We start from the raw sequence: 11,188 nt of genomic DNA on the forward strand, positions 1-11,188 counted from the left end.
CCGCCCCCGGGCGCGCTACCCCGTCGTCTCCGCCGTCGCCCCGTCCTGCTGCGGGGCCGCCGTCTCCCCCGTGCCGGGCGGGTCCTGGCCGTCCTCGCCGGTGCCCGGCTGCGTCGGGGTGGGAGTGGGGGCCGGCGTCGTGCCGCCGCCCGAGGCGCCGGGGGCCGGGCTCTCGCCGCCGCCGGGCTGCCGGGTGGACGTGCCGCCGGGGTCGCTGTCCTGGCCGGTGCCGTCGTCCGGGGCGCCGGAGCCGTCGCCGGGCTCACCGGAGCCGGTGCCGGGGGTGCCGCCCGTCTCGCCGGACTCGTCCGTCCCGTCCGTTCCCCCGGAGCCGGACTCCGGGGTGCCGTCGGCGGTGCGGCCGGGGTCGTCGCGCGCCGGCGGGGAGTCGGACTTCCGTTCGCCGGGGCTGAAGGACGTGCCGGTGCGGTCGTCGCCCCAGGCGTTGGAGAGCGGGCCGCCGGTCAGCTTCTCGATGCCGAAGACCCCGGCCATCACGGCGACGAACGTCCCGGCGGCGACCAGGGCGAGGCGCCGCCAGCCGCGGGCGCGGGTGCGGGTGCCGTAGGTGCTGGCGGCGCCGAAGCCGCGGGTCTCCGGGCGGGCGGCGGGCAGGAGCCGGGTCGCGTCGTCCGCCGCGGCGGGCCCGGCCGCCGGGAGGTGCGTCCCGTCCCCGGCCGGCGCCACGGTCCTGAGCAGCCGCGTCTCATCGTCGGCCCCGTTGCGTACGGGCGCGGGCAGCGGCGTCGTCTGCTCGTGCAGCGCCTTCGGCCATGCGTTGTGCAGCGCCTTCGGCGCAGCGTTGTGCAGCGCCTTCGGCGCAGCGTTCGCCGCGTCCTTCAACTGCTGGCCGGTGCGCCGGAAGACGTGCTGGAAGAGCGCGCCGCCGGCCGTGGCGCCCACGCTGACGACGCCGGCGCCGATGATCGTGCCGTACACGCCCATGCTGGACGCGAGGAACGCGGCGACCATCGTGGCCGTCGCACCGCCCGCGACCTGGGCGCCGCTGAGCTCGATCCGCCCCTTGCGCCTCTCCTCGCCCTCGTCGTCCGCCGCCCTGCCGTCCGTGCTCCGCATCTCCATCCCAAGATCGCTCCGTTGGCTCCCGCCCTCATGGACGAGCGCACGGACGGATGGATTAGTTCCGATTACGGGGATTCTGTGAGGCAACGCACCTCTTGATCGAACCGGGGCGCAACAGGCAGACTCAACTGCCGTGCAGCGTTCCACGTTCGGTGGCGCGCCGGTCCACCCGCATGGCTCGAATGGAGTACTGTGGGCGAGCCAGTGCTCCGGTGTCCGTCCGACGGCGGCGATCACGGCCGCTGCGTTGCAAATGCGTAACCGTGTCATAACGGCGCTTCGGGTTCCAAGACCCGACACGCCGGGCAACTCAGCAAAGTTGTGGCAGGCTGCACCCGGGCAGGCCACACTCGACTAGCGGAAAGAGCAGCGACGCACCGAACGTCGGCAGGCACCACCGGGAGGTTCCCATGCCCGAACTGCGTGTCGTGGCGGTCAGTAACGACGGCACACGGCTGGTGCTGAAGGCTGCGGACAGTACGGAGTACACCCTTCCGATTGACGAGCGTCTGCGCGCCGCGGTGCGCAACGACCGTGCGCGGCTCGGCCAGATCGAGATCGAGGTCGAGAACCACCTGCGCCCTCGCGACATCCAGGCCCGGATACGAGCCGGAGCGTCGGCGGAGGAGGTCGCCGCGCTCGCCGGGATCCCCGTCGACCGCGTACGGCGCTTCGAGGGTCCGGTGCTGGCCGAGCGTGCGTTCATGGCCGAGCGGGCCCGCAAGACGCCGCTGCGGCGCCCCGGCGAGAGCACCGGCCCCCCGCTGGGCGAGGCGGTCGCCGAGCGGCTGATGATGCGCGGCGCGGAGAAGGACTCCGCGCGGTGGGACTCCTGGCGCCGGGACGACGGCACCTGGGAGGTGCTGCTCGTCTACCGGGTCGCGGGTGAGCCGCACAACGCCGGCTGGACTTACGACCCGCCGCGGCGGCTCGTCCAGCCCGTTGACGACGAGGCGCGCGCGCTGATCGGCGAGACCGACGCCTCGCCGGAGCCGAGCCTGCCGTTCGTGCCCAAGATCGCGCGGCTGCCGCGGAGTCCGGAGCGGCCGTCCGACGGGCGCGGGGACCGGGACTCCTCCGGCGAGGACCGCGGGGACTCCCTGACCAGCCTGCTGGAGGCGGTGCCGAGCTTCCGGGGCGACCTGGTGGTGCCGGACCAGTCCGCGGCGGCGTCCGCGTCCGACGGGCCGTCCGGTGCCGCGGTCAAGCCGGGGCCGGTCCACGGCCCGGTGCCGGGTCCGCCGGAGGAGGAGCCCGAGCCGCCCGCGGTGGAGGAGGAGCCGGCGGCGCCGGCGGCGAGCGCGGGTTCCGCGTACGCGGACGTGCTGATGCCGCGGAGCGTCTCGGCGCACCGGGAGCGGCTGACCGGGCAGACCGACCGGCAGGCGGAGGCCGACGGCGTGCGGCCCGGCCGGCGGGCGGCGGTGCCGAGCTGGGACGAGATCGTCTTCGGCAGCAGGCGCAAGAAGAAGGAGTGACCGAACGGTCGGGCGCGGTGCGTACGGAGTCGTCCGTACGCACCGCGCCCCCGTCTGCCCCCGTGCCCGGCNGGGGCACCCCGCCCAGCTGAGCGCCGGTACGCGGACTGCGCTCCCGTCTTCCGCCGCGCCGTCAGCCGGGCTCCGCGCCCGTCGCCACCGCACGCGCCGGATCCGCCACCCACTCCGACCACGAACCCGGGTACAGCGCCGCGGGGATGCCCGCGATCTCGAGGGCCAGCACCTCCTGGGCCGCGGACACGCCCGAGCCGCAGTACACCCCGACCTCCGTGCCCGGCACGGCCCCGAGTGCGCGGAAGCGCGCTGCAAGAACGGCCGCGGGCAGGAAGGTCCCCTCGGCGGTGAGGTTCTCCGTCGTCGGCGCCGAGAGGGCGCCGGGAATGTGGCCCGCGACGGGGTCGATGGGCTCCGTCTCGCCGCGGTACCGCTCCGCCGCGCGGGCGTCGAGCAGCACGCCGCGGCGGGCGAGCGCGGCAGCCTCCGCAGCGGTGAGCACGGGCAGCGCACCCGGCTCCGGCGTGAAGTCGCCCTCGCCGCCCGCGTACGGCGTGCGGGACAACTCGCCGGGCCAGGCCGCCAGTCCGCCGTCGAGGACGCGGACGTCGGGGTGGCCGGTGTAGCGCAGCAGCCACCAGCAGCGCGCGGCCGACCAGCCCTGGCCGGCGTCGTACACGACCACGGGCCGGTCGCCGGTGACGCCCGCGCGGCGCATCGCGGCGCCGAACACGCCGGGGTCGGGCAGCGGATGGCGGCCCCGGGGACCGGGCGGGGCGGCCAGCTCGGTGTCCAGGTCGACGTAGGCGGCGCCGGGGATGTGCCCTGCGTCGTACTCGGGACGGCCGGGTGGGCCGCCGAGCGTGTAGCGCACGTCGAGCACGAGCGGCGGTCGCGGGCCCGCCAGGTCGCCCGCGAGATCGGTTCCGGAGATGATGGCTTCCATGGATGCCATCTTGGCGCAGCATCCATGGCGGCCGTCCCGGCGCAGCGTCGCGCCGCGCCTCCCGCCCCCGCCCACCCTGCCCGAAAAGCGAACTCCTCGGTACGAGGCTGACAATTCTTCAGATCGATCGGCGCAGAGGGGGCGCACTGCGGCACGGGGGATGGAAATATCTGCAGAGGCGTCACCGGAACGTCACCCACCGCCACCTTCCGATGGTCAGAGAGGGCTGCCATGTCCGAGGGAGCGATTCTCAGCGCGCCGGGCACACCGTGCTGGGTGAGCCTGATGGTGCACGAGCTGGACACGACCGAGGAGTTCTACCGGGGCCTGTTCGGCTGGGTCTTCGAAGAGGGCCCGCACGCGCTGGGCGCGTACCGGCTGGCCCGCCTCGACGGCGGCCAGGTCGCGGGGATCGGCGCGCTGGCGCCGGAGCGCAGGCTGCCGGTGGCCTGGACGCCGTACCTGGCAACGGACGACGCCGACGCCGACGCCGAACAGGTGCGCTGCTGCGGCGGGACGGTGGGGGTGGGGCCGCTGGACGCCGACGCGGCCGGCCGGAAGGCGATCTGTTCGGACCCGGCGGGGGCGGTGTTCGGGCTGTGGCAGCCGCGGCAGCCCGCCGGGGTGGAGCGGCGGGCGCGGGCGGGCACGCCCGTCTGGAACGACCTGCTGGTGCCGGATCCGGCGCTGGTCACGAAGTTCTACGAGCTGGTCTTCGGCTACGACGTGCGTTCGGAGGGCGACACCGCGACGCTGTACGTCCAGGGCAGGCCCGTGGCGGCGGTGCACGCCGCGGACGAGGAGACGCTGCGCGAGACGGGGCCGCGCTGGACGACGTCCTTCGAAGTCGCCGACGTGGACGCCGCCGTGGCCCGGGCGGTGGAGCTGGGCGGGCGGCAGGTGCGCGAGCCGCGGGAGACGGCCGCGGGGCGGACGGCGGAGGTCGCGGACGTCGAGGGCGCGCGGTTCACGCTGGTGCGCTCGGCGCACTGACCGCCCTCCGGCGGGGTTCGCGGGTGCCGCCTGAGCGCCTTGCTGCCTGCCCGGCGGGGGCGCGGAGAGCGCGGCGGGAGTGCGGGGATCGCACCGGACTTCACCGGGAGAAAAGCAGTCGGCGACGTGCGGGACGGCCGCGGCTCAGGAGCGTACGGAGAGCAGCGGGACCAGTTGCTCCGCCGGGGTCAGCGAACCGTGCATGCCGGTGAGCGCGGACTCGTTGGGCTCCGTGCGGGTGGCGACGATCGCGATGTCGTCGGCCGCGGCGACGATGACGTCCCCGAGCCGGTCCCGTACCCGCTCGTCGACCTTCGGCCCGAACCACCCCAGCGCGACCGCCTCGTCGCGGCTCGCCACCCAGGCCCGCTCGCCCAGCACCTCGCGCCAGACGGCGAGCACGTCGGCGGCGGCGCCGGGGGCGGCGTACAGGTGCCGGGCGCGGCCCTCGCCGCCGAGGAGCCGGACGCCGGCGCGCAGCTCCCAGTCCTCGTCGACGTCGTAGCGGGCGTCGGGGGTGAAGGGGATGTCGACCATGCCGTGGTCGGCGGTGATGTAGAGCGCGGCGCGCGGCGGGAGTTGCTCAGCGAGGCGGCGGGCGAGGCGGTCGGCGTAGCCGAGTTGGCCGCGCCAGGCGTCGGAGTCGACGCCGTGGCGGTGGCCGTTGCCGTCGACCTCGCTGTAGTAGGTGTAGACGAGCGTGCGGTCCGCGGCGGCGAGTTGCTCCGCGGCGACGTCCATGCGCTCCTCCCCCGACAGCCGGCCGTGGAAGGCGCCGCCGCTGAGCGCGATCGTCGTCAGCGGGGTGGTCTCGAAGGCGGGCGAGGAGACCTGCGCGGTGTGCACGCCGGCGTCGTGGGCGAGCTGGAAGACCGTGGGGTACGGCTGCCACTCGCGCGGCGCCGTCCAGGGGTGCCAGCGCAGTTGGTTCATCAGCTCGCCGGTGGCGGGGTCGCGCACCGTGTAGCCCGGCAGGCCGTGGGCGCCCGGCGGCAGGCCGGTGCCGACGGAGGCGAGCGAGGTGGCGGTGGTGGCGGGGAAGCCGGCGGTCAGCGGCTCGCCGGTGGCCAGCCCGTGCAGGAACGGGGCGTCCTCGGGGTGGGCGAGCAACTGCTCCCAGCCGAGGCCGTCGATCAGGAACACGCAGACGCGGTCGGCCGGTTCGACCCCGGCGAGGGCCGGTACGAAGCCGGGGACGCCGAGGCCGGCGGCGGCGCTGGGCAGCAGGTCGGCCAGTGAGCCGGTGCCGTAGCGGGGGGCGGGGGCGGCGGCGGGGTCGAGCGGCTCCGGCCAGTCCCCGGCGTCCGCGGGCGCGCCGTCCCGTCCCCCGTGGCCCGGTGTCCCCCCCGTGGCCGCCATCAGGCTTCGGGGCCGGCGGCGGTGGCCTCGGAGAGCGCCTGGGCGAAGTCGAGGGCCTGCCGTACGGTCTCGGGGCCGTCGCCGGCCTCGCTGACGCGCAGGCTCAGGTCGTCTGCGGTGGTCGAGCCGGTGTAGCCGTGGTCGGCGTCGCAGTTGGGGTCGCCGCAGGTGGCGGGCTCCATGTCGAGCCGGCTGACGGCGCCCCAGCCGACGGTCAGCACGACCTCGCGGGGCAGGGTGCCGGCGGTGTACGCCTCGGGGTTGCCGACGACGCGGCTGAGGACGACAGAGGAGATCCGGGCGAGCTTGACGGACTCGGTGGAGGTGGTGGCGTACGGCGTCGGGGAGGTGGTGTCCGCGGCCTGCTCGTCGGTGTGGCTGACGATGAAGCGGCTGTCGGTGAGCACGAGCACGGTGACGTGGCGCCGGACCTCGTTGGCGTCGAACGTCGTCTCCTGGTGGACCAGGTACGCGGACACGGGCTCCCCGCCGACGGCGGCCTCCACCGCCTCCGCCACGAGGGCGGGGTAGTAGCCGCTGCGCTCGATCGCCGCGCGCAGCCCCTTGGTCGCGGTCCCGGTCTTAGCCATGCGCCCATCCTACGGCCCGCGGGGCCCGCCCCGGTCCGCCGTCGCGGGGCCCGGGGGGCGGACGGGGCACGCGGGTTGGCGCGCGGCCCGGTCCCGGCCGGGGGCGCGGGCGGCATCTGATCCGGTCGGGGCCGGTCGGGGCCGGTCGGGGCCGGTACGGTCCGCGCCGGGTCGGTCGCCGGCCGGGGCCGCGGGTCAGTAGCGGGGCAGGCGGCGGGCGCCGAGGTCGATGCGGGGCGGCGGCGGGGCCAGCCGCAGGGCGGCGGACAGCACGCTGACGCCCTGCGGGGCCACCACGACCGGGGACAGCTCGGCGGAGACCACCTCGGGGTGCTCCTCGACGAAGATCGACAGTCGCAGCAGCAGCTCCTCCAGCGCCGCGGTGTCCACCGGCTGGGCGCCGCGCCAGCCGAAGAGCAGCGGGGCGCCGCGGATGGCGCGGATCAGCTCGGACGCGTCGCGGTCGGTGGCGGGCACGAGCCGGTGTGCGAGGTCACCGAGCAGCTCGGAGGGGGCGCCGGCAAGCCCGAAGGAGAGCACCGCGCCGACGCCGGGGTCGACGGTGGCGCGTACCACGGTGTCGACGCCGCGCGGGGCCATGGCCTGCACCACGGGCCGCAGCTCGGCGGCGGCGCCGAGGCTGCCGGTCAGCTCGGCGTGGGCGCGGCGCAACTGCTCCTCGCCGGCGAGGTCGAGGCGTACGCCGCCGAGGTCGGGGCGGTGGCGCAGGTGGACGGCGGTGGTCTTGAGCGCCACGGGGTAGCCGAGCCGGGCGGCGGCGGCAGCGGCGGCGTCCGGGCTGGGGGCGGGCAGCGCGGGCAGCACCGTGATCCCGTACCGGCCGAGCACGCGCGCGGCGTCCTGCTCGGGTACGTCGAGGGGCACGCCCTCCGCGTACGGGACGGGGGCGGGCGGGGCCGTACGGGCCCCCGCGCCGGCCCGCCCGCCGCCCGGCTCCGCACCGGCGGATCCACCGCCCGCCGCGCCGGCCTCACCCCCGTCGCCGGCGCCCGGAGCCGCGCCCAGCAGCTCCGCGATGTCCGCGGACGCCCCCGCCGGGTCCAGGTCGTCGTACTCCGGCACCACGCCCGGGTCCGCCGCGCGCCGGCGCCACTGGGCGTACCGCACCGCCTGCGCCAGGGCGCGGGCCGCCCGCTCCCCCGCCGGATAGGTCGGGATGCCGTCCGGCGGGGCCGCCAGGGCGTCGGCCAGGCCCTCGATCTCCAGGTGGACGACGGCCACCGGCTTCGTCGCACCGGCCGCCGCCGCGCGCAGCGCGTCCGCGAGCGCGCCCGCGTCCTGGGGTCCCGGCACCGCCGCGAGCGCCGGCACGTCGGGGTCGGCGACCCGTCCCCTGGGCCACAGGGGCCCGGGGAGACCCCATGGGATGGCCGTCACCAGCACCGCGTCGCAGCCGTCGTCGGCCAGCGCGGCGGCGACGGCGGCCCGGAAGTCCTCCGGCGCCGCGGCGGCGGTCAGGTCGCGCGGGGGCAGCGGACGCAGCCCGGCGGCGCGGCAGGCGTCGTAGGCGAGGAGGCCGAGGGAGTCGGAGTTGCCGACGATGGCGACCCGCGGCCCGGCGGGCAGCGGCTGGGCGGCGAGCAGCAGCCCGGTGTCGACGAGTTCGGTGACGGTGTCGACGGCGACGACGCCGGCCTGGCGCAGCAGCGCGCCGACGGTCTCGGCGGGCACCGACGTGCCGGGCACGGCGTGGCCGGGCGGCGTACTGGCGCTGTGCCGGGCGCCCTTGACGACCACGACCGGCTTCTCGGCGGCCGTACGGCGGGCGAGGCGGGTGAACTTCCGGGGGTTGCCGAGGGATTCGAGGTACATGAGGACGACGTCGGTGGCGGCGTCGTCGTGCCAGTACTGCAGCAGGTCGTTGCCGGAGACGTCGGCGCGGTTGCCCGCGGAGACGAACGTGGACACCCCGGTGAGCGCCGCGCCCGGCCGCCGGTGCAGCCCGGACAGCAGCGCGATGCCGATGGCGCCGGACTGGGTGAAGACCCCGACCCGGCCGCTGCCCGCCGGCTCGGGGGCGAGGGTGGCGTTCAGGCGTACGGGCGGGGCGGTGTTGAGGACGCCGAAGGCGTTGGGGCCGATGACGCGCATGCCGTGGCCGCGGGCCTGCCGGACGAGGTCGCGCTGCCGGGCCCGGCCGGCGGCGCCCGCCTCGGCGTAGCCGGAGGAGAGCACGACGAGCCCCTGCACCCCCTGGTCGCCGCAGTCGTCGACGACGTCGGGGACGCGGGCCGCGGGCACGGCGAGGACGGCGAGGTCGACGGGCTCCTCGATGTCCCGTACGGAGCGGCGGGCGGGGACGTCCTCGGGCAGGAGCCGGTCCTGCTCCGCGGGGTACGCGTGGTTCACGGCGTAGAGGCGGCCGGTGAAGCCGGCGGCGAGGAGGTTGGCGAGGACGGTGCGGCCGACGCCGCCGGGGCGGCGGCCGACGCCGATTACGGCGACGGAGCGCGGGGCGAGCAGCCGCTGGACGGAGCGGGCCTCGGCGCGCTGCTCGCGGGCGTGCATGACGGCGAGCGACCGCTCGGTGGGCTCCAGCTCGAACTCCAGCCGCACGACGCCGTCCTCGAAGCTGCGCTTCTGGGTGTAGCCGGCGTCCGTGAACACCTTCATCATGCGGCTGTTCGACGGCAGTACGTCGGCGGTGAAGCGGCGCACGCCGCGCTCGCGGGCGCAGGCGGCGATGTGCTCCAGCAGCGCGGAGGCGACGCCGCGGCCTTGCTGGTCGTCCTGGACGAGGAACGCCACCTCGGCCTGCGGCCCCCCGTCCCCTCGGCCCCGGGGGGCCTGGGGAGACCCCAGGGGCGCGGGCTCGATGCGGTCGTAGCGCACGGTGGCGATGAAGGCGTCGCCGACGACCGCGGCCAGGCCCACTCGGTCGACGTAGTCGTGGTGGGTGAAGCGGTACACGTCCTTGTCGGACAGGTGGGGGCGCGGGGCGAAGAAGCGCAGGTACTTGGACTCCTCCGAGACCCGGTCGAAGAACGCGACGAGCCGGTCCGCGTCGTCCGGGACGATGGGCCTGACCTGTGCGGTGCCGCCGTCGCGCAGCACGACGTCGGCTTCCCAGTGGGTCGGGTACTCGGGTGCCGACTCGGTGGCCATGGGGCCCAGGTTACGGGCCGCGCACGCTGGCGGGAGCGGGGGTCGCGGGGCAGTCTGAGGTGGCTGGGGGGTGCGCCGGGCACCGTGCCGGGCACCGCGGTCCGGCCGGCTCGGCACCCGTGCGAGGATGGTCTAGACATTTTGCACGAGAAAGGGCAACACCATGGTTGAGCGCCGCGTCACCGTCGGCTGGGCCGAGGGCCTGCACGCACGGCCCGCGTCGATCTTCGTGCGGGCGGCCACCGCCGCCGGCGTCCCGGTGACCATCGCGAAGGCCGACGGCAACCCCGTCAACGCCGCCTCCATGCTGGCCGTCCTCGGCCTGGGCGCCAAGGGCGGCGACGAGATCGTCCTCGCCTCGGACGACGAGGCCTCGGACAGCGCACTTGACCGGCTGGCGAAGCTGGTCCGGGAGGGTCTTGACGAGCTGCCGGAAACCGTCTGACGCACGTCCGCACGCATATGCGCGCACCGCAGGACGGCCGGCCGGAATTGACCGATGAGAGCCGTTTGCATTTTCGCGGGGCCGGCATTTCCCGTACCCCCGATTCCGCGGGGCACGCCATTGTTACGGCTGATCGCTTCCCGTGTTTACGGCATGTTTCCGGGAACTCACCCGCACGGTTCTGCGCAATTCGTACGCACCCGCCGAGCGCGCCGCGTGCGCCGCGGCGAGCCCCCGGGCCTGCTCCGCGTCCCCGCGCGCCACGGCGTCGGCGATCGCGCTGTGCTCGTCCCACGCCTCCACCGACCGCACCGCCGGCGAGGGCCCGTACAGCCAGGACACCTTGCGGCGCACCTGCACCAGCAGGGCGCTGAGGTTCCGGCTGCCGGTGGCCTGCGCCAGCGTCTCGTGGAACCACGTGCTCAGCGACGGCAGCTCCGCGACGTGCCCGCGCCGCGCCCGCTCCGTACCGAGCCGCACCAGGCCGTGCAGCACCTTCAGATGGGCCTCCGTACGCCGCTGGGCCGCGCGGGCGGCGCCCAGCGGCTCCAGCAGCGCGCGTATCTCCAGCACGTCGGCGGCGTCCTGCGCGGTGGGCTCGGCGACGCAGGCACCGGCGTGCCGCCTGGTGGTGACGAAGCCCTCCGGCTCCAGCGCGCGCAGCGCCTCGCGGACCGGCACCCGGGAGACGCCGTAGCGGCGCGCGAGGTGCTCTTCTGCGAGCCGGTCGCCCGGCGCGAAGAATCCCGAGACGATGTCGTCGCGGATCGCCGTGCACACCGCCTGGGAAATACCGCCGTTCACCGCGCACACCGCATCATCCACGCCCCTCAGCGCCGCCCGGTGAACAGTATGGCAGCGCGCCGCGAATTACGGCAGGAACGCGAAAGAGCCCGGCGTTAGGCGGGTTCTAGTGATCCCCGCAACACCCTGGAGTTCAGGGAGTTGCGGGGATCGTGGGTTTTGAGGAGCTGAGGGCGAGGTTCTTCGAGGCGCTGGGGCGCGGGAACGGCAGTGTCGCGGGTGCTGCTCGGGCGGTCGGGGTGAATCGGCACACGGCGGCTGGGTGGGCGCGGAAGGCCGGGGTGCGTGGCCGTGGGAAGTCGGGCAGGGGCGGGCATCCGGGGCGGGCGGAGTATGACCGGCTGCGCGC

The 11,188-nt window shown here is 75.9% G+C and carries 9 protein-coding genes; 3 read left to right on the plus strand and 6 right to left on the minus strand.

Annotated elements, in window-relative coordinates; genetic code table 11:
• Positions 1 to 15: 15 nt before the first annotated feature.
• Entirely contained in the window at positions 16 to 1,083 is a 1,068-nt protein-coding gene (locus B124_RS29000; RefSeq protein ID WP_496505945.1) for a hypothetical protein, read from the minus strand.
• 410 nt (positions 1,084 to 1,493) lie between these two features.
• Here B124_RS29000 and sepH point away from each other — a divergent pair, with 410 nt between their 5' ends.
• Complete coding sequence (gene sepH, locus B124_RS29005) at positions 1,494 to 2,561, plus strand: septation protein SepH (protein ID WP_496505946.1); 1,068 nt, start codon at positions 1,494 to 1,496, stop codon at positions 2,559 to 2,561.
• Positions 2,562 to 2,694: 133 nt separating this feature from the next.
• Here sepH and B124_RS29010 read toward each other — a convergent pair whose 3' ends face one another.
• Positions 2,695 to 3,522 (minus strand): sulfurtransferase, encoded by an 828-nt coding sequence (locus tag B124_RS29010; protein WP_496505947.1) that lies wholly within the window; start codon positions 3,520 to 3,522, stop codon positions 2,695 to 2,697.
• A 276-nt stretch (positions 3,523 to 3,798) separates the two neighbouring features.
• Between B124_RS29010 and B124_RS29015 the strand changes: the two genes are divergently transcribed.
• The gene (locus B124_RS29015) at positions 3,799 to 4,515 is read left to right on the plus strand and encodes a VOC family protein (RefSeq protein WP_496505948.1); all 717 of its coding nucleotides are present in this window, start codon (positions 3,799 to 3,801) and stop codon (positions 4,513 to 4,515) included.
• Between the two features lie 144 nt (positions 4,516 to 4,659).
• On the opposite strand, the gene B124_RS29020 is transcribed toward B124_RS29015, so the two are convergent.
• The 3 genes from B124_RS29020 to B124_RS29030 form a co-directional block, all read right to left on the minus strand.
• Complete coding sequence (locus tag B124_RS29020; RefSeq protein ID WP_496505949.1) at positions 4,660 to 5,874, minus strand: alkaline phosphatase family protein; 1,215 nt, start codon at positions 5,872 to 5,874, stop codon at positions 4,660 to 4,662.
• Complete coding sequence (locus B124_RS29025; protein ID WP_496505950.1) at positions 5,874 to 6,464, minus strand: DUF5998 family protein; 591 nt, start codon at positions 6,462 to 6,464, stop codon at positions 5,874 to 5,876. The genes B124_RS29020 and B124_RS29025 overlap by 1 nt, the downstream gene beginning before the upstream one ends.
• 195 nt (positions 6,465 to 6,659) lie before the next feature.
• Positions 6,660 to 9,590: a bifunctional acetate--CoA ligase family protein/GNAT family N-acetyltransferase gene (locus tag B124_RS29030; RefSeq protein ID WP_496505951.1), complete on the minus strand. Its 2,931-nt coding sequence runs from the start codon at positions 9,588 to 9,590 to the stop codon at positions 6,660 to 6,662.
• 163 nt (positions 9,591 to 9,753) lie between these two features.
• Between B124_RS29030 and B124_RS29035 the strand changes: the two genes are divergently transcribed.
• The gene (locus tag B124_RS29035; RefSeq protein WP_496505952.1) at positions 9,754 to 10,035 is read left to right on the plus strand and encodes an HPr family phosphocarrier protein; all 282 of its coding nucleotides are present in this window, start codon (positions 9,754 to 9,756) and stop codon (positions 10,033 to 10,035) included.
• Between the two features lie 123 nt (positions 10,036 to 10,158).
• On the opposite strand, the gene B124_RS29040 is transcribed toward B124_RS29035, so the two are convergent.
• Positions 10,159 to 10,848, minus strand: a complete 690-nt coding sequence (locus B124_RS29040) for a GntR family transcriptional regulator (protein ID WP_496505956.1) — start codon at positions 10,846 to 10,848, stop codon at positions 10,159 to 10,161.
• Positions 10,849 to 11,188: the final 340 nt, after the last annotated feature.

The sequence above is a fragment of the Streptomyces sp. CNP082 genome (genome assembly GCF_059570535.1).